Annotated in this window: 23 protein-coding genes; 20 read left to right on the top strand and 3 right to left on the bottom strand. The window is 56.7% G+C overall.

What is annotated here, in order from left to right:
• Positions 1-8 precede the first annotated feature (8 nt).
• Positions 9-1217 (bottom strand): PP2C family protein-serine/threonine phosphatase, encoded by a 1209-nt coding sequence (locus JIF53_RS01520; protein WP_199451680.1) that lies wholly within the window; start codon positions 1215-1217, stop codon positions 9-11.
• A gap of 112 nt (positions 1218-1329) precedes the next feature.
• On the opposite strand from JIF53_RS01520, the gene JIF53_RS01515 reads away from it, so the two are divergent.
• On the top strand, positions 1330-2814 hold the full coding sequence (locus JIF53_RS01515) for an HD domain-containing protein (RefSeq protein WP_011784967.1): 1485 nt from the start codon (positions 1330-1332) through the stop codon (positions 2812-2814).
• 6 nt (positions 2815-2820) lie between these two features.
• On the opposite strand, the gene JIF53_RS01510 is transcribed toward JIF53_RS01515, so the two are convergent.
• Positions 2821-3846: an NAD(P)/FAD-dependent oxidoreductase gene (locus JIF53_RS01510; protein ID WP_199451679.1), complete on the bottom strand. Its 1026-nt coding sequence runs from the start codon at positions 3844-3846 to the stop codon at positions 2821-2823.
• Between the two features lie 8 nt (positions 3847-3854).
• Here JIF53_RS01510 and JIF53_RS01505 point away from each other — a divergent pair, with 8 nt between their 5' ends.
• From JIF53_RS01505 to JIF53_RS01460, 10 genes are all read left to right on the top strand, one after another.
• Entirely contained in the window at positions 3855-4811 is a 957-nt protein-coding gene (locus JIF53_RS01505) for an acyl-CoA desaturase (RefSeq protein ID WP_199451678.1), read from the top strand.
• Complete coding sequence (locus JIF53_RS01500) at positions 4808-5278, top strand: nuclear transport factor 2 family protein (protein ID WP_023010293.1); 471 nt, start codon at positions 4808-4810, stop codon at positions 5276-5278. Before JIF53_RS01505 ends, JIF53_RS01500 begins: the two co-directional genes overlap by 4 nt.
• Positions 5275-6057 carry an SDR family NAD(P)-dependent oxidoreductase gene (locus tag JIF53_RS01495; protein WP_199451677.1) on the top strand — a complete coding sequence of 261 codons (783 nt, stop codon included), beginning with the start codon at positions 5275-5277 and terminating at the stop codon, positions 6055-6057. The genes JIF53_RS01500 and JIF53_RS01495 overlap by 4 nt, the downstream gene beginning before the upstream one ends.
• A 25-nt stretch (positions 6058-6082) precedes the next feature.
• Complete coding sequence (locus tag JIF53_RS01490) at positions 6083-7348, top strand: NAD(P)/FAD-dependent oxidoreductase (RefSeq protein WP_199451676.1); 1266 nt, start codon at positions 6083-6085, stop codon at positions 7346-7348.
• Between the two features lie 2 nt (positions 7349-7350).
• Positions 7351-8253, top strand: coding sequence for a DUF1365 domain-containing protein (locus tag JIF53_RS01485; protein ID WP_199451675.1), 903 nt, complete (start codon positions 7351-7353; stop codon positions 8251-8253).
• Positions 8241-9515, top strand: a complete 1275-nt coding sequence (locus JIF53_RS01480; protein WP_199451674.1) for an SAM-dependent methyltransferase — start codon at positions 8241-8243, stop codon at positions 9513-9515. Before JIF53_RS01485 ends, JIF53_RS01480 begins: the two co-directional genes overlap by 13 nt.
• On the top strand, positions 9512-10036 hold the full coding sequence (locus tag JIF53_RS01475) for a DUF2878 domain-containing protein (protein ID WP_153739896.1): 525 nt from the start codon (positions 9512-9514) through the stop codon (positions 10034-10036). Before JIF53_RS01480 ends, JIF53_RS01475 begins: the two co-directional genes overlap by 4 nt.
• A complete protein-coding gene (locus tag JIF53_RS01470; protein WP_153739897.1) occupies positions 10033-10773 on the top strand; it encodes a hypothetical protein in 741 nt (246 codons plus the stop codon). Before JIF53_RS01475 ends, JIF53_RS01470 begins: the two co-directional genes overlap by 4 nt.
• A gap of 78 nt (positions 10774-10851) precedes the next feature.
• On the top strand, positions 10852-11664 hold the full coding sequence (gene xthA / locus JIF53_RS01465) for an exodeoxyribonuclease III (protein WP_014421425.1): 813 nt from the start codon (positions 10852-10854) through the stop codon (positions 11662-11664).
• An 18-nt stretch (positions 11665-11682) separates the two neighbouring features.
• Complete coding sequence (locus JIF53_RS01460; RefSeq protein WP_014421424.1) at positions 11683-12312, top strand: TetR/AcrR family transcriptional regulator; 630 nt, start codon at positions 11683-11685, stop codon at positions 12310-12312.
• Positions 12313-12315: 3 nt separating this feature from the next.
• Here the strand turns inward: JIF53_RS01460 and JIF53_RS01455 are convergent, their stop codons facing one another.
• Complete coding sequence (locus JIF53_RS01455) at positions 12316-12735, bottom strand: phasin family protein (protein WP_011784979.1); 420 nt, start codon at positions 12733-12735, stop codon at positions 12316-12318.
• 343 nt (positions 12736-13078) lie between these two features.
• On the opposite strand from JIF53_RS01455, the gene JIF53_RS01450 reads away from it, so the two are divergent.
• From JIF53_RS01450 to JIF53_RS01410, 9 genes are all read left to right on the top strand, one after another.
• The gene (locus tag JIF53_RS01450) at positions 13079-13516 is read left to right on the top strand and encodes a YeeE/YedE family protein (protein WP_153739898.1); all 438 of its coding nucleotides are present in this window, start codon (positions 13079-13081) and stop codon (positions 13514-13516) included.
• Between the two features lie 3 nt (positions 13517-13519).
• Entirely contained in the window at positions 13520-13975 is a 456-nt protein-coding gene (locus tag JIF53_RS01445) for a YeeE/YedE family protein (protein WP_153740038.1), read from the top strand.
• Positions 13956-14384 (top strand): TIGR01244 family sulfur transferase, encoded by a 429-nt coding sequence (locus JIF53_RS01440; RefSeq protein WP_199451673.1) that lies wholly within the window; start codon positions 13956-13958, stop codon positions 14382-14384. The genes JIF53_RS01445 and JIF53_RS01440 overlap by 20 nt, the downstream gene beginning before the upstream one ends.
• A gap of 23 nt (positions 14385-14407) precedes the next feature.
• The gene (gene hemH / locus JIF53_RS01435) at positions 14408-15520 is read left to right on the top strand and encodes a ferrochelatase (protein ID WP_199451672.1); all 1113 of its coding nucleotides are present in this window, start codon (positions 14408-14410) and stop codon (positions 15518-15520) included.
• A 19-nt stretch (positions 15521-15539) separates the two neighbouring features.
• The gene (locus tag JIF53_RS01430) at positions 15540-16280 is read left to right on the top strand and encodes a 5-oxoprolinase subunit PxpA (RefSeq protein WP_014421419.1); all 741 of its coding nucleotides are present in this window, start codon (positions 15540-15542) and stop codon (positions 16278-16280) included.
• Positions 16277-16960 (top strand): 5-oxoprolinase subunit PxpB, encoded by a 684-nt coding sequence (gene pxpB / locus JIF53_RS01425; RefSeq protein ID WP_153739900.1) that lies wholly within the window; start codon positions 16277-16279, stop codon positions 16958-16960. Before JIF53_RS01430 ends, pxpB begins: the two co-directional genes overlap by 4 nt.
• Positions 16957-17910, top strand: coding sequence for a biotin-dependent carboxyltransferase family protein (locus tag JIF53_RS01420; protein ID WP_199451671.1), 954 nt, complete (start codon positions 16957-16959; stop codon positions 17908-17910). Before pxpB ends, JIF53_RS01420 begins: the two co-directional genes overlap by 4 nt.
• Positions 17911-18351: 441 nt before the next feature.
• On the top strand, positions 18352-19650 hold the full coding sequence (locus tag JIF53_RS01415; RefSeq protein WP_199451670.1) for a tyrosine-type recombinase/integrase: 1299 nt from the start codon (positions 18352-18354) through the stop codon (positions 19648-19650).
• Between the two features lie 3 nt (positions 19651-19653).
• A complete protein-coding gene (locus tag JIF53_RS01410) occupies positions 19654-20517 on the top strand; it encodes a hypothetical protein (protein ID WP_199451669.1) in 864 nt (287 codons plus the stop codon).
• Positions 20518-20538 lie beyond the last annotated feature (21 nt).

The raw sequence follows: 20538 nt of genomic DNA, 5'->3' as shown, positions 1-20538 counted from the left end.
CACTGCCACTAAGTCGACGACGTGTTATCTGACCCGTTTATGGTATCAGTTACCGATACTATCGCGATATCGTCAGGCAGCTCCGAGATCTTATCCAGCCCCAGAGCGTCGCTCAGCGATGCGATAGTGTGACTACCTCCTGAAACGAGTTCAAGTAGTCTGTTCTCCTTTTCATCCAGAGATTTGGCCGGGATCACTTCCAGCAGGCCATCGGAGAACAACAAAAGCCTGAATGGTCGGTCCAGCTTCACCTGGTAAAGTTCCCATTCCGGCGTTTCAAACAGCCCTACCGGCAGCCCGCTGCCTTCCAGAAAACGGGTTTCACCGTCTTCAAAAGACAGAATGGGCATCGGGAAATGCGCTCCGACCGCATAACTCAATGTACGTTCTGTTGTTGAAATAATGCCAACAAACACGGTGACATGCTTGCCAAGCCCTGTATCCAACAGCTCTGAGTTGATGCGCTCCAGGAAACGTTCCGGGTGCAGGATGTCTTCACTGGACTGACGCCGAAGATTCCGCTGCAAACGATTGGTGAGGTTTCGCAGTAACACGGTAACGAATGCGGAACTGGCGCCATGACCAGAAACGTCGGCGATATAAACGAGGACCTTGTCTTCACTGATGCGAAAATAGTCGAGAAAATCGCCACTGAGATACAGGGACGGCTTGATGAGGTAATCAACGCTGAGCCCGGAAAGCGTGAGCTGATGGTCTGGCAGCATTTTTAGCTGCACCTTGCGACCGGCATTCTGGTCGGCCCTTAGCTCGGCAATACCGTTGCGCAGGTCCCGGTTGGCTTCTTCCAGTTCCTGCCGGTACAACTGGTTCAGGCGGTTTACCCTGACCCGGTCAAACAACTTGCCGATAACGTCGTCCAGTGCATTGCGGTCGTCATTGCAGGGTTTGAGCACGACATCGGCGGCTCCGGCCCGCATGGCCTGGACCACATCGGCACTGGAGTGGCTGCTGGTGCAGGCCACTATCGGCGTGAAACTTTCTGTTTCATCAAGGCGCCGGGACAGGTCTCTGATCGCCTCTGGAGGGAGATCTGCAAAGATCACATCCGGGATATTGTCGTCGAACAATCCTCGGGCAGCGTTTACCCCCGCTGCACCAGTTACGTAAAACCCCCGCGCCTCCAGGTAACGGGACAGATCGGCTCGGGCCTGTTCATCGGCGTCAATTATCAGAATGCGCTCGGTGCGCGAGGTCATGTTGGCTGCCCTAAACTACCAGCGGTAAAGAAAAAAGGCTTTATATGGCCTATTCTGGCATGCCCCTGTGATATAACAAGGCCGCAATCATCATTTTGGGAGAATTGTAACCATGAGACGTGCCGTTAACGATCTGCTCGGAGCCTATGACAAACTGATCATGGACCCGGTGCATGGCGGTATCCCGCTCTACCGGCACGAAATCCAGGTGATTGACCATCCTCTGTTTCAGCGCTTGCGAAACATCTGCCAGAACGACATTCTGAGTCTTGTTTTCCCCGGCGCCACCCATTCCCGTTTCCTGCACAGCATCGGGGTGATGCATGTGGGCACACGGATGTTCCGGGCCATGATCGATGCATACCTTCGGGAACGGCAGCTGAGTGAGCAGACCGATCTCAGCCTGAGCCAGCTCGATGCCATTGATTACCTGGCCAAGACCATCCGGCTTGGCTGCTTGCTGCACGACAGCGGTCACTCCAGTTTCTCCCATCAGTTCACCCAGGCCCGGAAGATTCGCGACCTGATGTCTCGCCCTGAACGGTTCCGGGATTTGTGGGAAGGCGTTGACTATTCGGCCTACCACGCCAGTGAACCGGAAGAGCTGGAGCATGAACACTACTCTGTTCGAGTCGCCCATGACGTACTCTCGTCTGTGGATCTGGAGAGCGCCGGGCTGGCTGCTATCGATGTCATCGGCATTATGGAAACCACCGATGTTACGCCCAGCGAAACCTTCTGCCGCCACGCCCAGACCTTCTGGGAATTTATTGCTGGTGATGATGCCATTGCCGGCACTATCCCGCCCCGGGATGTACCGCAGCTGGTGATGGGCCTGCTGTCATCCATTGTTTCGGGGGAAATTGATGCCGACCGGGCCGATTATATGTTGCGGGACGGCTTCCACAGCTCGGTCACCATCGGCGGTTTCAATCTCGATCACCTGCTGAGCAACCTGCGGTTCGGCTGGGACGTTTCTGAACCCTGGATGGGGCTTGCGATTACCCAGAAAGGCCTGGGCGCCCTGGAAGACTTCGTGTACAGCCGCCACCAGATGTACCGCAAGGTATATGCGCACAAGACCGCTCTGGGCTTCGACTGGTTGCTGCGGGAGGCCATTAACGAAGTGCTGGAGGACCCGGAAAGCTTCGACTGGGTGGATACCTGCCTGAGCAACATGAAATGGTTTGCCGAGCTGACCGATAACTTCTTCTGGGAAGCCTTCCGCAAGGTGGCCCGCCGGGAGCCCAGGAGCTACTCGTTCTGCATTGTGAACCGGGTAAAGCTGGACCACGTCGACACCCGGGAAAATCTGGACAAGACCGAAATCCTGAACCACAGCCGCTGGCTGGCATCGGAGCTGGGCATTAACCCGGACAACGTGGTTACCTGCTCCATGAAGGCTCGCTTCTCGAACATTCAGGACAACTTCAACGGCATCAAGGTGCTGGTGAAAAACCCGATCACCCGGGAGCGCAGCCTGAGGAAAATCACCGAAGTGAGTGCCTTCTTCTCAAAATTCGGCGACGGCACCATCACCCATTTCTACCGGCGGCCGGAGGTCGCAGAAAAAGCTCCCTCCGACCTGACTGAGTAGCCGCAATTACTGATCAGAGCTCTGGCCCATTGCCTGCACCAGTTGCGAGGCGCTTTCCCAGGCGCCTTCAACCCGACCGCCCGCCAGCCAGTCGCCTGCCAGGCCAATGCCAGTATTCTGGTCGAACAGATAGCCGGGGTTATCGCCGGCTTCCGAGCGTGCGTACAGCCAGCGATGAGTTACCCAGTCATCCGGAGCCTCCTCATGCCCGGTCAGTGCCTTGAATTCCGCCAGCAGAGCTTCAGCAATGCTTTCCGGAGCGTCATCCACGTGCTCATGTGTCCACCCAGGGTTGGCGTGCAGCACCCACCACTGGCCCTCGTCTTCCCGGCCGGGTTTGGAGGAGTTGTTGGCCACCCAGAACAACACGTCCGAGTTGGGGCGCGCAGCATCGAACGGGAAATCAACGGAGCGATTAAAATGGGCAGCTACCGCCCAGCACGGCAGGATATTACCCACGTGTCCAGCCAGCCCTTCCGCCATCGTATCAAGCCCGCTGTCCCGCAACAGTTCCTGAGCCTGCGCCGGTGGCGCCGTTATCACGACCTGATCAAAGCCGTCGTAGTGCTGCCCATCGGTATCGGTGAGCTGCCATTTCGAATCTTCTTTCGACAATCGGACGATTCGAACACCGGATGCCAGCGTAATGTGTTCAGAAAGAGCCCGGGAAATGGCCGTCATTCGCGGAGTACCAACAAACCGGTGTTCCTCCGGAAACGCCTGCCAGCTGGCCCCTTCCGTCTGATAGCCGAACCGGGCATTCCAGCTCTGGTAGCTCCGGGGCCCGGCCCAGCGATCCAGAAACCGGGTGAAGCCGGGATTACGGGACGTGAAGTACTGGGCGCCGATATCGGCGGATCCGTTCGCCACGCGTTTGGACGCCAGACGACCACCGGGGCCGCGACTCTTCTCGAATACCCGGACATTATGGCCCGAATCGCCAAGAAGAATTGCGGTCGTCAGCCCCGCCAGCCCTGAACCAATAACCGCGATGCTGCGTATTGATGTGGTGTCTGATGTTACTTCACGCATGGTTGTATATGACCCGAGTAAATAGTTGGTTAACAAACATTCTGAGATGGTTCGATTCCGAAGCTGGATCAGATCACCTGGATACGGACTCCCGAGCCTTTAACTGGGTACGAGTCCTGCCCTTCATCGCTCTCCACCTTGCCTGTTTGCTGGCACTTTACACCGGCGTCAGTACTTTCGCAGTGGTTTTTGCCGTTGCGTTTTTCCTGGTAAGGATGTTCGCGATCACGGGCTTCTACCATCGGTATTTCTCCCACAAAACCTTCAAAACCAGCCGGCCTGCGCAGTTCGCATTTGCCATTCTGGGGGCCAGCGCGGCTCAGCGGGGTCCCTTGTGGTGGGCCGCGCACCACCGGCACCATCACCAGCACTCGGACAATGAGCAGGATCTGCACTCACCACACCAGGGTGGGTTCTGGTGGTCCCATATGGGATGGTTCACCTGTGATGCGGGCTTTGCGATGGATGAACGCAGGGTGCGCGACTGGCTGAAATTCCCGGAACTCAGGTTCATCAACCGTTTTGACTCTCTGATACCCGCTGCGTTCGCGGTCGCTATTTACCTGTTTGGCGAGGCACTGGCCCTGTGGGCGCCCGAGCTCGGCACCAACGGGCTTCAGCTCCTGGTATGGGGTTTCTTCATATCAACCGTGGTGCTTTTTCACGGGACGGTTTCGATCAACTCCCTGTCACACGTCTGGGGTAAAAGACGGTTTGAGACCGATGACGACAGCCGCAACAATTTCTGGCTCGCTCTGATCACCCTGGGCGAGGGCTGGCACAATAACCACCACCGCTGGCCGCAATCGGTACGCCAGGGTTTCCGCTGGTACGAAATTGATGTCACCTGGTACGGCCTGTGGTTGCTTTCCAAGCTGGGCATCATCTGGGATCTCAATCCGATTCCGGCTCATATTCAGAAAGAGACCCGGGAACTGGACCACAAGAGGAGGAACCGCTCATGACGACGTCTGCCTCTGCCATTGAAGTCGGGGCACCGGATTCCGGATTGCCCGTGGTACTGGACCGTTTCTGTTCGCTGTATAACGCACTGGACAAAGGCAATCTCAACAAGCTCCAGCAGGTATACGGCGAGGATATCGAGTTTCAGGATCCTTTTGGTCGGGTACATGGCCTTGATCAGCTAACCGAATACATGGCGAGCGCCTACGGCAACGTTATCCGCTGCCAGTTCCGTTTCCATGAACCCGTCATTCAGGAATGCTGGTGCAGCCTGCCCTGGGTGATGGAACTTCAACACAAGCGTGTCCGCGGCGGCAAGCCGGTGTTTGTAGAAGGCATCAGCCACCTGGAAATCCGGGACGGGAAAGTGCGGTATCACCGGGACTATTTCGACGCCGGCCAGCTATTGTATGAAAACCTGCCCGTATTGGGCCGGATGATTCGTTGGGTAAAGGAGCAGGCGGGATGAGCCAATTGCTGTCATCACCCAGCAACATCTGGTTAACCGGCGCCTCATCCGGTATTGGCGAAGCGCTGGTTCACGAACTCGCCGGTGCCGGTCACAAACTGATTGTGACCGGCCGCCGGCAGGAGCCATTGGATGAGCTGTTGCAAACCTTCCCGAATCAGATAGCCGCCGCCGCTGCGGACACCACCAGCAAGAATGACTTGCAGGGGGCCAAGTCGCAGCTTGACCACTTTGGCGACCTGGACATGGTCATTCTGAACGCCGGTACCTGTGAGTATCTGGAAGTCGCGGACTACAACAGCGATGTCATTGCCAACAACGTGACCACCAACGTGATCGGCACAGCACGCTGCCTGGATGTTGCCCTGCCGGCGCTGCGGGCGACCCGTGCCAAAGGTAAACCGGCGACGCTGGTGATTGTGAGTTCCTCGGCGTGGTGGTTTCCGTTCGGGCGTGCTGAGGGCTATGGCGCCTCCAAGGCGGCACTTACCTACTTTGCCCAGTCACTGAGAGCTGATCTGGCGGCCGAGGGGATTCGGGTGGTGGTGGTATCCCCGGGGTTTGTCAAAACGCCATTGACGGACCGAAACGATTTTCCCATGCCGTTCATCATCTCAGCCGGGGATGCGGCTAGACGAATCCGCACAGGGCTTGAGAAAGGCCGGAACGAAATCGCGTTCCCGAAACGCTTTACCTGGTCCCTGAAGCTGCTAGCCGCCCTGCCCCAGGGAGTCATCGACCGCATGGCCGCCTCCATGGCCCGTAAAACCGATCATTGAAGTTTGACCACAGGAAATACCTTGCATGAATCAGGAACGTCAGCGAATTGCCGTGATTGGCGCTGGAGTATCAGGTTTAACAGCCGCCTGGCTGCTGGCCGACAAGCACGATGTGCATCTGTTTGAAGCCGGCGACTATGCCGGAGGCCACACCAACACGGAACAGGTTGAAGCTGGTGGCCGTACCTGGCCGGTGAATACCGGGTTTATTGTGTTCAACGACTGGACCTACCCCAACTTCATCAAGTTGATGGATCGGCTCGGGGTGGCCTCTGAAGTGAGCAACATGAGTTTCAGCGTGGACTGCCATGCCAGTGGACTGCAGTACAACGGCACCAGTCTGAACACCCTGTTTGCCCAGCGCCGGAACCTGTTTAACCTGAATTTCCTGAAAATGATCCGGGAGATTCTCCGGTTCAACAAGGAAACCCGAGCCGACCTGGCCGCAGGCACCATTCCGGATGGCGAGACACTGGGGGAATACCTGAACCGCAACGGCTACAGCCGGTACTTCCGAAACTACTATATTGTCCCCATGGGTGCGGCCATCTGGTCTGCGCCGGAGATTGTGCTGGAACAGTTTCCGATCCGTTTTTTCCTGCAGTTCTTTAACAACCACGGCATGTTATCCGTGGATGACCGGCCCACCTGGCGGGTCATTTCCGGCGGCTCCGCTACCTACGTAAACCGGATGATGGACAGGCTCGGCGAACGTACCCACCTGAACAGCCCGGTAACATCGGTAAAACGGGATGCCGACGGCGTTACCCTGGTTACCAACGGCCAGGAACATAGGTTTGACCAGGTTATCTTCGGTTGCCACAGCGACCAGGCCCTGGCCATGCTGGAGGATGCCACCGACGACGAGAGAAGCATTCTCGGAGCCATCGCGTACCAGAAGAACGATGTGGTATTACACACCGACGCCAGTGTGCTGCCATCCAACCGGCTGGCCTGGGCCGCCTGGAATTACATGATCCCGGAACACAGCACGCAACCGGTTTCCGTAACCTACAACATGAACGTTCTTCAGAACTTCGACGACGCTCCGGAAACCTTTTGCGTCACCCTGAACCGAAGCCGGGATATTAATCCGGAAAAGGTGATCAAACGGTTTGAATACGATCACCCCGTCTTCACTCTGGACGCCGTTGCCGCACAGGAGCGCTACGATGACATCGGTAACCGGAACCGCACCCACTTTTGCGGTGCCTACTGGTTCAATGGCTTCCACGAAGACGGTGTGCGCAGCGCACTGAGAGTTACCCGGGCATTCGGGGTGGAGCTCTGATTATGGCCAGTGAATGGCTGGAAGGCACCATAAGGCATCGGCGCAAGCTACCGGTTCAGCATGAGTTCAGCTACAACATCGGAATGCTCGCCCTCGACCTTGACGACTGGTCCACGGTAACCAGAACCAGTCCGTTTTTTTCCCTCGAACGTTTTAACTGGCTGGGGCTCTACCGGCGGGATTACCTTGACCCGGAAGTGCCCAGCCTGCGCCAGGCGGTATTCAACCGGGTTAAAAGCGCCACCGGCTGGGCTCCGGATGGGCCAATAGAGCTGGTTACCCACCCGCGCTACCTGGGCTACATTTTCAATCCGGTCAGCTTTTACCTGTGCTATGAAAGGGGCTGCAGGCCAGACGCCGGCGCCACCCCCCGTGTGATTGTCGCCCAGATTACCAACACCCCCTGGAAACAGCGCCATGTGTACTGCATGGAATGCACCCAGCCGGGGCCGGGCTCCGATAACGCCTGGCACACCGAGCGTTTTGCTTTCAGCAAACGCTTCCACGTTTCACCATTTAATGGCATGAATCAGCACTACCAGTGGCTGTTCAGTTTTCGCGGCAAGGACATGCGCGTTCACATGAATGTGGAAGAGGAAGGCCGCAAGCATTTTGATGCCACGCTGGTAGTCCAACGCACCCCTCTTGATCGTAAAACCCTGCACAGGAGCCTGAGGCGGTTTCCCCTGGAAACCATCAAAGGCGTTGCCGGTATTTACTGGAATGCCCTGAAGCTGAAACTCAGAGGGGCACCCTTTTACACCCACCCGGACAAACTCGATGCCACCAATAGCGCCTACCAGCGCGGTGCCGAAGACCTGGGGCTGGACGTAACGGAAAAACCATCGGCACAACAAGATAATGCATTTGATTCGGCAGGAAGGGTAAGCTCATGGAGAACCTGAACACCTCGGTTGAACACCAGCGCACTGGAAATACGGGGCTTTCGTTGATCAGCCGTGTCGCAAAGCACCTGGCTTGCCAGCAACTGGCGCAGCTTGGTCATGGCAGGCTGGTGATCAGAGAGGCAGGAGCTGAGGACCTCGTATTCGGTGATGGCGATGACCGCTATCCGCAGGCCGAGTTAGTGATCCACAACCACAGCACCTGGCGGGATCTGGTGACCGGTGGCAGCATCGGTGCTGCCGAATCGTTTGTGGCAGGTGACTGGAGTTCACCAGATCTGACCGCCCTGCTTCGGTTCTTTACCCGCAATATCGACACCATGAACCGGTTTGAAGACCGGTTTGCCTGGATCAGCAAGCCAGCACTCAAGGCACTGCACTGGCTGAACCGCAACACCCCGGAAGGCTCCCGCAAGAACATCAGCGCCCACTACGATCTGGGCAATGACCTGTTCCGCCTGTTCCTGGACCCAACCATGATGTATTCCTCCGCCATTTACCCCCGCGAGGATGCAACCCTGGACGAAGCGGCCGTTCACAAGCTGGATACCATCTGCCGCAAGCTGGATTTAAGGCCGGAGGACCGGGTGGTGGAAATCGGTACTGGCTGGGGTGGCTTCGCCATTCACGCCGCCAAACACTATGGCTGCCATGTCACCACCACTACCATTTCCAGGGAGCAGCTGGAGCTGACCAAGGCGCGAGTGAAAGCGGAAGGCCTGGAAGACAAGATTACGCTGCTGTTCGACGACTACCGCGATCTGCAGGGGCAGTTCGACAAACTGGTGTCCATCGAGATGATCGAAGCCGTTGGCCCCCAGTTCCTGGACAGCTACCTGTCCCAAATCAGCCACCTGCTGAAGCCGGATGGCCTGGCGCTGATTCAGGCCATTAACATGCCGGAACAGCGTTACCACCGGGCATTGAAGAATGTGGATTTCATCCAGCGTTACATTTTCCCCGGCAGCTTTATCCCATCGTTTGGCGCTATTCTTGGCTCTATGAACCGGGGCTCAGACCTGGTACTGACCCATGCCGAAGACTTCGGCTTTCACTACGCCCGAACGCTGAGGGACTGGTGTGATCGGTTCATGGTGTGCCGTCAGGAACTGGAACAGCTGGGATACGACCAGGCCTTCCAGCGCCTGTGGCATTTCTATTTCGCGTACTGCGAAGCTGGCTTCAGCGAGCGGGCGATTGGCGTTGCCCATCTGGTCATGGCCAAGCCGGCCAACAAACGCGCGAATATTCTGAGTGTATGATCACTTCAAAAAACGCCCGTAACCTGCTGAACTTTATACTGTTCCAGACAGGCTGGCTGGCCTGCGTGCTGTACCCCGGGCTAGCTACGGTTGGGCTGATCCTGGTGTTCCTGGGGCTACATCTTGCTCTGGTCAGTCAACAGCGGTTTTCCGAACTGCAGTTTATTGGCTTTGGCGTGGTGCTCGGCGGACTGATGGATACATTCTGGTTCCGAACCGGGGTGCTGGCCCTGGATTCCGGAGAAGAGGTGCTGGCGGCCCCGCCCTGGCTCATCGCGATCTGGGCAATCTTCATGACCACCCTGTGTCATTCCCTGGGCTGGATTGGCCAGCGCCAGTGGTTGCCGTGGGCTCTGGCCCCCATTGCCGGCCCCTTTGCCTATTGGTCCGCCAGCCAGCTCGGTATAGTGGCGCTGCCGGACCTGACAGTTTCCCTGGTCGCCATGGCCGTCGGCTGGTTCGTCCTGTTTCCGTTGCTGCTGTTCATTCGCAAGGCCCTGTATACGGAGCTGGAAACATGAAACTCGCTGGTTCGACGGCCCTGACCGTATTCCTGGCAGCAGCCGCGTTTCCCGTGGCTGGCGAGGTATTTGAATTTTCAGGTACAGCCAAACAGGATGGGAAGGTGCTTTACCAGGAGGATCATCGAGTCGAAGGCACGTGTTCCGAAGGCGTCTTCGCCCCGGTTAATCACCAGGTTTCCTACCGGACTCCGGAAAGCCGCGACGAGTTTGCCAGCAAAATGCTGTCTTACAATAGCTCCCCATTCCGTCCGCAACTGGAATTCCGCCAGCCGACATTCGGAGAAGCTTTGACCATCACCTACCCGCAGGAGCAGGCACTCAACATCGTCTGGCAGAGTCCAGCGGGAGACACCCGCGAATTCATGGTCCCCTTTGACCAGAGCCTGGTGGTGGATTCAGGTTTTGATTACTTTGTCCGGGCAAACTGGGAACGCGTCCAACAAGGCGAGTCTGTGGAATTCCGGTTTCTGGCCCCCACCCGGGGCGATCACTACGGTTTTGTTCTGGAGCCAGCCACTTCTGTAAAGGTGAACGCAGAGGTGACCGTGCAGATCCGCCCCACAAGTCTGGTATTACGGTTTCTGGTGGATCCCATCGTGCTGGGCTATAGCTCAGACGGCGCACTGACCGACTATCTGGGGTTGACCAACATCCGGCAAGATGCCGAATCCAACCACATTGCCCACATTCGCTATCAGGTTGCCCGCTTGCCGGATTGTGAACTGACACGGTAATCCGGTCGCAGCTGCCAGACGGCACCCGGCCTGGGGTGTGTTAAACTCCGAAAAAATTTTTCCGGAGATTCTGCGCCCATGATGTTTGTGTCGTTCAATGTGAACAGTATCCGCACCCGCCTGCATCAGCTCGAAGCCGTGATTCAGCAGCTTAATCCGGATGTCATCGGTCTTCAGGAAACCAAGGTCACTGATGAGGAATTCCCGGTCGAGGCCATTCGCGAGCTCGGTTATCACGTTCACTTTCATGGCCAGAAAACCCACTACGGTGTTGCCCTGTTATCCCGCGCGGAGCCGGAAGAGGTCCTCAAAGGCTACCCCTCCGATGGCGAAGACTCCCAGCGGCGCCTGATTACCGGCCATTTCACCGTTAACGGCGAGCCCCTGACCGTCATCAACGGTTATTTCCCCCAGGGAGAAAGCCGGGACCACCCTGTAAAGTTTCCTGCCAAGGAAAAGTTCTACGCCGACCTGATGGCCTACCTGGACGAATTGGCCAAGAAACCCGGCCATATTATGGTAATGGGCGACATGAACATATCGCCCACAGACCGCGACATCGGCATTGGCGCCGACAATGCAAAACGCTGGTTGCGTTCGGGAAAATGCAGTTTCCTGCCGGAAGAGCGGGAATGGCTTGGGCAGGTTGAACAACGGGGCTTTACCGATGTATTCCGCCATCTGCACCCGGACGAAGCCAACACCTTCAGCTGGTTTGACTATCGCAGCAAAGGCTTTGAGCGTGACCCGAGGCGAGGCCTGCGCATTGACCTGATCATGGCCAGTGACAGCCTCCTGCCCAAGGCAAAAGCAGCTGGTGTGTCCTACGATATCCGGGCCATGGAGCGACCATCCGATCACTGCCCGGTGTGGGCCTCATTCGACCTCTGATTGACCGGGCCATTACGGATGAAGAAAGTCAAAACCAGGGATCGGATCCTCGACACCAGCCTGCTGCTGTTCAACAGCCTTGGGGAGCCCAACGTCACCACTCTGCTGATCTCTGATGAGCTGGAGATCAGCCCTGGCAACCTGTATTACCACTTCAAAAGCAAAGGCGATATCGTTGAGGAATTGTTCCGGGCCTATGAGGCAGAGATGCTGGATCTTCTGGCGGTGCCCGAGGAAGCAGACGTGCCCATGGACCAGTTCAGCTTCTTCCTGCATCTGCTGTTTGAAGCCGTGGCCCGCTACCGTTTCCTGTACCAGGATCTGGTCAATGTCCTGTCCCGTTACGATCAGCTTCAGGTTCGATTTCGCAGGGTTCTCAAAAAAAAGGAATTGGCGTTCAACACGCTGTGTGAGAGTTTTCGCCGGCAAGGCATCATGAACATCGGTTCGGATGAACTGGCTTCGGTGTGTGAGCAGCTTACCCTGACGGTGTGTTACTGGAGCAGCTTCGATACGCTTTCGCATCTGGATGACAGGGAGTCAGTGGACCCGGGCCGCGGGGTCTATCAAATGTTGCACCTGTTGCTGCCCTACCTGAACGAGGACGAGCAGGAACAGGTCCGGCTCACCAGCCGGACCTATCTCTAGAGTTTATTCTTCCTCGTCGCGCGCAGTGTTCTGGCCGCGCAGCCTGGACAGCTCACTTTCCAATGCCTCGATACGGCGCTCCATAGCTTCGATTTCTTCCCGGCGATGGATGCCCAGGCGACGGAGTGCGCCAGAAACCCGCTGGTCGAACATATGCTCGAGCTTGTCCCAGGTACCGGTGGCCCGCTCACGAACCTCGCCTACCCGATCTTCCACGGTGCGGATCTGTTTCTCGACCACACCCCGGGTTTTGCTCTCCAGCTGTTCGCCTTCCTGAACCAGACGATCAAAGAACTTGCCGGCGTCCTCTTCCGCTTTGGTGTAGGCGCCAAGCCCAGCCAGCCAGATTTGCCGGGCGGAATCCTTGATCTTGCCCGCCAGTTGCGGATCATTTTCAGGATTTTTGTCGTCGTGCTCAGACATGCATACCTCATGGGAGTCGGGCATTAGCGGTAGCTGTCATTGTATTACAGCCGGGGCCGGATTGCAGTGGTGGCCCTGAGAACCGCATAACGAAAGGCCGCAGTATAACCACTGATGCAATATGAAAAAATGTTTTCAAACGAAAGCGCCTCTCACTTGAACTGTTCAAATTATGGTCAATACTTCCCAATACCGGCATCCCTGTTGATGTCGGTTTGTCTGGAAGTCTTTCATGGATACTACTCGCACGCCTCTGCCCGGCATTCCCTGCCGGGCTTTTTTTGTTATTATTTCTCCCCATTATATGGTTATTCCAAAACCGATATTTCGCGGGAGTCTATGAATGATTGATATTGCCTGGAGCCAGTTTACCCCTGGCGCTGCACTGACCGGCGGCCTGCTGATCGGCCTCGCCGCTGCAAGCTTCCTGCTTTTGAACGGCCGCATTGCAGGAATAAGTGGAATACTGGGTGGCCTGTTGGTGCCTGCCCGCCGCGATATACTCTGGCGGGTGGCTTTTCTCGCCGGGCTTGTAGGCACCCCAAGCCTGTGGCTGCTGTTTTCTGAACTTCCACCCATTCAAGTTGACGCAGGTTACCCGGCTCTGATCCTCGCCGGATTGCTGGTGGGTATAGGCACTCGCTACGGCTCAGGCTGCACCAGCGGGCATGGTGTCTGCGGATTGTCTCGTCTGTCGCCTCGCTCACTGGTCGCAACCCTGAGTTTTATGGCAACAGGATTTTTAACGGTGTTCGTAATTCGCCATCTGATGGGAGTCTGAATGATGAAGTACTCTGTCACCTCACTTCTGGCAGGACTGATTTTCGGGTTGGGGCTCATGGTATCCGGTATGGCCAATCCGGAAAAAGTGCTCGGTTTTCTCGATATCGCCGGGCTTTGGGACCCGTCACTGGCTTTCGTGATGGGAGGCACAATCATCGTCGGACTGGTCGCTTTCGCCGTGGCGCGCAGGCGTACCCTGTCGTTCCTCGGATTCACCATGAAAATGCCGGCGAACAACCGTATTGAGCCCAGACTTGTTATTGGCAGCATGATGTTCGGTATTGGCTGGGGCATTGCCGGTTTTTGTCCAGGGCCCGCCCTGGTGGCTCTTGGTGCCGGAGAAATCAAGGCCGTGGTCTTTGTTGCGTCCATGGTGGCCGGTATGATGGCATTCGAAGTGATCGAGCGGATTAAACGACCGTCGTTGGGAGACACGCGTGGATATCAGAAAAATTGATGACAGCATTTCCGTAGCGCCACAAATCGCTATCGAGGACGTCGCCGAAATTGCGCGGCTGGGGTTTCGGACCCTGGTTGCCAATCGGCCCGACCAGGAAGAATACGGCCAACCGGCCATGGCCGACATTGAGGCCGCAGCAAAAGAACAGGGCCTTGAGTGGGTCTACATGCCGGTTGAGTCTGGCAATATTACCGACCAGGACGTCGAACGTTTCGCGCCCATGATCCGTGATGCCGAGAAACCCGTACTAGCCTTCTGTCGTTCCGGCACCCGCTGTACGGTACTATGGGCCCTGAGTAGCGCCCGCGACCACCAGCCTGAGGAAATCCTGTCCCGGGCACGGAATGCAGGTTACGACATTACCGGGCTTATTCCCCGCCTGATGCAGCAGGCCGGCAAGCGTTAATTTTCACCTCACGGAACGTCTCAATGCCTTACAACGGGATCGATAACTACCGCCACAATGAGCCGGATCGGCTCGGTGTGCTGATCACCAATCTTGGAACCCCCGACGCCCCTACCACTCCGGCCCTCAGGAAATACCTTGCGGAATTCCTCTGGGATCCGCGGGTTGTCGAGGTACCGCGCCCCCTGTGGTGGCTGATTCTGCACGGGGTCATCCTCCGCATCCGCCCCCGAAAAAGCGCGGAAGCCTATGCCAGCGTGTGGGAAAAGGACGGCTCCCCTCTGCTGATTCACACGGCAAAACAGGCTGAGGGTATCCGTGAGGCCATGAAACAGCGCTTCGGCACCAATGTGGTGGTAGGTTTCGCCATGCGTTATGGCAACCCTTCCATCCCCCGGGTACTGGAGGAGATGCAACAACAGGGCGTGCGCAAGCTGCTGGTACTTCCGCTGTATCCCCAGTATTCAGCCTCAACCACAGCCTCAACGTTCGATGCCATTTCAAAAGACTTTACCCGGCGACGCTGGCTGCCCGATTTCCGGTTTATTTCCCATTACCACGATTTCCCGCCGTACATCGAAGCCATGGCGCGCCATATTGAATCGCACTGGGCTGAGCATGGCCGCAAGGAAAAGCTGATTCTCTCTTACCACGGCGTGCCGCTGAAATACCTGCTGAAGGGCGACCCGTACCACTGTGAATGCCATAAGACATCACGGCTGCTGGCGGAGCGTCTTGGCCTCGGTAAAGACCAGTACATTACCACTTTCCAGTCCCGGTTCGGGCGGGAGGAATGGCTGCAACCCTACACCGATGAAACCCTTAAAGCCTTGCCCGGAAAGGGGGTAAAATCCATTGATGTGTTCTGCCCGGGGTTCTCCTCGGATTGCCTGGAAACCATTGAGGAGATCAATGAGGAAAACCGGGACTACTTTATGGCAGCCGGCGGCGAAAGCTTCAGCTATATCCCCTGCCTGAACGCCACCCCGGGGCACATTGATGCGCTGGTGCAACTGGTTGAGGACAATCTGCAGGGATGGGCTATTCCCGAGAATTCGCCGGAATCCCTGGAACAGCGGGCCAGACTGGCGGAAGAGCGCAAACAGGCCACCTTCCCGGGCCGCAGCGACATCTAAGGAAAGACAGGACAGTGCCATGAAACTGAATTGCGATCTGGGGGAAAGCTACGGCGCCTGGCAAATGGGCCAGGACGACCTGGTTATGCCCCTGATCGACATGGCCAACGTGGCCTGTGGCTTTCACGCCGCAGACCCTATGGTGATTCGCAAAACACTGGCACTGGCAGCTGCCCATGACGTGGCGGTTGGCGCTCACCCGTCCTATCACGACCTGCCCGGCTTCGGCCGGCGCTCGATTCACCACACGCCGGAAGAAATCGAAGCCCTGATGCTTTATCAGCTCGGGGCGCTCGAAGGCATGTGCCGCAGTGAAAGCCTGACGCTAAGCTACGTCAAACCCCATGGCGCCCTGAACAACGACATGATGCGGGACAATAGACTGCTTCGCGCCGTGATGGAGGCCGTACGCACCTTCCGGACCGATCTGGCACTAATGATTCCGGTCACCAGTAACTACCGCGAACATCAGCAAATGGCGGCCGACGTTGGCCTGCCCCTGCTGCTGGAAGCCTTTGCAGACCGCGCCTACGATGACGAAGGCCAGTTGGTTTCCCGGCGCCAGGCCGGCGCCGTACACGAGAATCCGGACATCATCGTTGGCCAGGCGCAGTCCTTTGCGGAAAAGGGCGGCGTATTCAGTACCACCGGCAACTGGCTTGAGCTTCCGGCCGACAGCCTGTGTGTACATGGCGACAATGACGCCGCGCTCGACGCAATCAAAGCCATCCGCCAGGCGCTCGGTAAATCCGGCCGATGATCGAGGCGGTTTCGGAAGATACCATCCTGATTACCCTGGCCCAGGCCATCGATGACGCCCTGCCTGCCCGCATTGCCAACCTCGTCGACAACATTTGGCGTGCGGGTTTTCACTGGCTGGTGGATATGGTGCCCTCATACACGACATTGATGGTGGTCTACGACCCGGTAGTCGTCGATTTCCGACAGGTAAGCGCCGAGATCTGGCCCCTCGTTCACAGGCTGAGCACACAGGCGCACACGGCGGAATTGAAAAGCCGCCTGGTGGAACTGCCGGTGTATTACAGTGCCGAGACCGGGCCTGACCTGCAGTGGCTGGCCTCGGAAAGCGGCCTGGATTGCGAGGAAGTGATTCGTCGACACAGCTCGGTTGAATACCGGGTGCATGCGCTTGGATTTGCCCCCGGCTTCGCCTTTATGGGGCAGGTTGACCCCAGCATCGCCGCACCCCGGAAAACCACTCCTCGCAAACAGGTACCCGCCGGAAGCGTTGGCATTGCCAATCGGCAGACAGCAGTTTACCCGCAGGTTTCTCCGGGCGGCTGGCAGCTGATTGGGCGCTGCCCGACACGCCTTTTTGATCCAACGAACCTGTCGCTCCTCAAGGTGGGCGATCGGGTGCGCTTTACCCCCATCAGCCGGGAGGCGTTTCTGGCCGCCGGTGGGGAGCTCATTTCATGAGCTGGCTGGAGGTCATTCATCCCGGCGTGCAAAGTTCTGTGCAGGACAGTGGTCGCCGGGGTTATCGCCACCACGGGCTGGCCGCAGGCGGCGCCCTTGATCTGATCAGCTTTACCTGGGCCAACAAGCTGCTGGACAACCCTCGCCATGCTGGCTGCCTGGAAATAATGTTAGGGGGATTCCGCGCCATTGCCCACGGCTCGCTCCGGATTGCCATCACTGGCGCCAGAACCAGCGTGACCGTGACCGGCGAACCCGTTGAAATGTGGCGAACCTTGAACCTGAACGACGGCGACGAGCTGGCCATCAGCCATTCGGCTCACAACCGGCTTATCTACCTGGCCGTGGCGGGAGGACTGGATTCGCCGCAGCAGTTCGGCAGTCACACGGTGGTTGTTCGGGAAAAGCTTGAGGGCCGGGGCCCGATAAAGGCAGGAGATAAACTGGTACTACGGGAACCGCAACGAAAAGTGCCAAGCCGGGAAGTGCCCGCGCACCAGCGCCCTGATTTCAGTTCAGAGGTGGTTCTCGGCCTGATACCGGGCTATCAGTACACTCAGTTTCAGCGGTCAGATATCCTGCGGCTGACAACCAGCGGCTACACCGTTAGCGATCAATCTGACCGTATGGGTTTCCGGCTTCAGGGTGAAGCCCTGGACTGCCCTCCGCCCGGCATCATCTCCGAAGGCATTGCACACGGATCTGTTCAGATTCCCGGCGATGGTCAGCCTATCGTGCTGCTGAACGATGGCCAGACGATTGGTGGCTACCCGAAGCCTGGCGTGGTACCGATCCTGGATTGCAGCCGCCTGGCCCAGCAACTACCCGGTGACCGTGTCCGGTTTGAATTATGCGATCTGGCTACGGCGCAGAATCAGCGCCGGCTTTTTGAGCTTCACTACCAGAACACTCGCTGGTGTCAGAATGGCCAGGCACTTGAGTGGCTTTGATTCCCCCGGCATGTTCAAGGTCGGGAACGGCCTGACAAAAGGTGCACTCTTCCGTATCTACGGCCGCGCCACCGGTCTCGACATAACGCACGCGATGGCTCGCCCTGCCTCGATTGGCTGACACTGCGAAGCGGCGGTTTTTGCGATCTGACTGTTCCTGACTTTCCGGTTCTTCAGCCATGGATGAAATCTCCCGGATATGAAGCGTGGTGTTTGGAATCCAACGGAGGGATTGGTGTAACCAGGATATTGGGGTATCAAGAGGAAAAACAAGAAGAAAAATGGCGGTGGGCCAGACCTTACAAAACCCGCCAACCACGCGGCCTTCCGACTCCTAACTACCCGAAAAATCAAAGATTACCTGTTTCGCTTGTGTCTTACCGTAACACTGTATAACATCAAATAACAATACTTTTTGTGTGACAGGATGTGGGCCAAGCGATGCCGAAGATTGCCAAGGAACTTTCCGCCCTTGAGGTTAAGCGCCTCACTTGCAGGATAGACCCGGAAACCGGAGAGGCGACGGAAGTTCGCTATCCGGTAGGTGGTGTGTCTGGCCTGCTACTCCGAATAACTCCCTCTGGTTCCCGTCAATGGATTCTGCGCGCCAAAGTTGGCAATCGGCGCCCGGATATGGGCCTGGGGCCCTACCCGGAAATCTCATTGGCTCAGGCCCGCGACAAAGCCCGGGAGCTGAAAGAAAAAATCCGGAGCGGGATAGACCCCCTGGAAGAAAAGCGCACCCTGAAACGCGCCCTGCTGGCGGAACAAATCAGCACGCTGACATTCCAGAAGGCCATGGAAAAATACATCAAGATGAAGGCCAAGGAGTTCCGGAACCCCCGACAGGAAACGCAGTGGACGAACAGTCTTAACACATACGCAATCCCGCATCTCGGCAAGCTGCCGGTTCGTGAAATCGACCTCCCGCACATTAAACAAGTTCTGGACCCAATCTGGGAAACCAAAACCGAAACCGCCAATCGCGTCCGCGCCCGAATCGAGAACATTCTCGGCTGGTGCGCGATCCACGGTTACCGTTCAGCGGAAAACCCCGCTCGATGGCAGGGCTATCTGGATGAGGTCTATCCATCTCCGGAGAAAATCAAAAAACGTGGCCACTTTGCCGCCCTCCCGGTGGACGATATGCCGGAGTTTATGAAGGATCTGAAAAAGCGGACAGGTACAGCGGCCCGGGCTCTGGAGTTTCTGATTCTGACCGCCAGCCGCACAAACGAGGTCATTGGAGATAAGCGGATTGGCAAGGCCGGAGTTACCTGGCAGGAAATTGACCTGGCCCGCAAAGTATGGACAGTGCCAGCTGACCGCATGAAGTCCGAAAAAGTCCACCGCGTCCCTCTGACTGACTCAGCCATTAAGCTTCTCAAAGGGATGGGAGAGGGAGCCCCGGAAGATTTGATCTTTCCCGGGCCAAAAGGCGGGATTCCGTCAAACAACTTTCTAACCGCCCTCCTGAAGCGAATGGAAAGGCAAGTCACCGCACACGGCTTCCGCTCGACGTTCAAGGATTGGGCACGTGAGCGCACAGCATACGCTGACGAAGTTTCCGAGCTGGCCCTTGCTCACGTAAACAGTGACGCCACCCGGGCCGCCTACGCCCGCTCAGAGCTGATAGACAAGCGCCGGCTCATGATGGCGGATTGGGAGCAGTTCTGTATGCACGGCGAGACCAAAAAGGAATCCGGCAAGGTGGTAGCCATTGGCGAGGGAAAGGGATAAATCATGGCAAAACTAAAGCTGAAACAGAAAGAGTGGTTCACCCTGGCTGATGCAGCGAAATATCTAACCGATACGGTGCAAGATCAAACCATAACGGAAGCTGACATTATTCAGTTCATCTCAACTGGACACCTGGCGGCGGCCATTCATTTTTCAGAGAAGAAACTGGTTACCAGGGACACAATGGAGTTTGCGACCGACCACAGAAGGCTTTCTTGTGAGGAGATGCGCGAACTTAACTTCTATCAAGACTATGACCGCTTAAGATCTGGTAGTCCGCTGAGACCCTCTCTCAGATTCCTTAAAGGGGCGCCAGGCGCCGGAAATATGACCCTTGGAGACGAATACTCTATTTCTGGACTATGGGACGTAAACGGTTCTTTTATTGGCAACCCTATAATTAGCAAGATGCTTCATCGCGCCATACAAGGCCACACCATTACTCCAGAAGTCATTTCAGAAATCATTTCGGAGTTATCTGACAAAGACAAACAAATGCACCCTATAAATCTATTGAAGCTCGATATGATTGGCGGTGATACAGAGCCTGATTCGCCCCGGTGGGAAGTAAGTATCCCGCTTGAGTCGTTGGCGGAGGGCTCAATTGTTTGCGTTCGATCTCTTGCTCTTAAGGAACTTTTCGAAGATGAGCCCAAACCTCAGGCAACAGGCCTATCCACCAAAGAAAAGAAAACCTACCTCAAAATCATCCGAACACTATGCGAGAATCACAAGCATCTTGACCTTGGCCAACATTCAACAGCTGCCGGCCAAATAATCGCAATGGCGGACACTATGGGCCTGACGATTCCGAGCAAGCGCACACTTGAAACCCTGCTGAAAGAGGCCCGCGATTTAGAAGATTAAGCGCAATTGCGCAACCACATA

It is taken from the genome of Marinobacter sp. bablab_jr008 (assembly GCF_016464145.1).
GTDB classification, from domain to species: Bacteria; Pseudomonadota; Gammaproteobacteria; order Pseudomonadales; family Oleiphilaceae; genus Marinobacter; species Marinobacter nauticus.
This window is presented reverse-complemented; position numbering and strand designations above follow the sequence as displayed.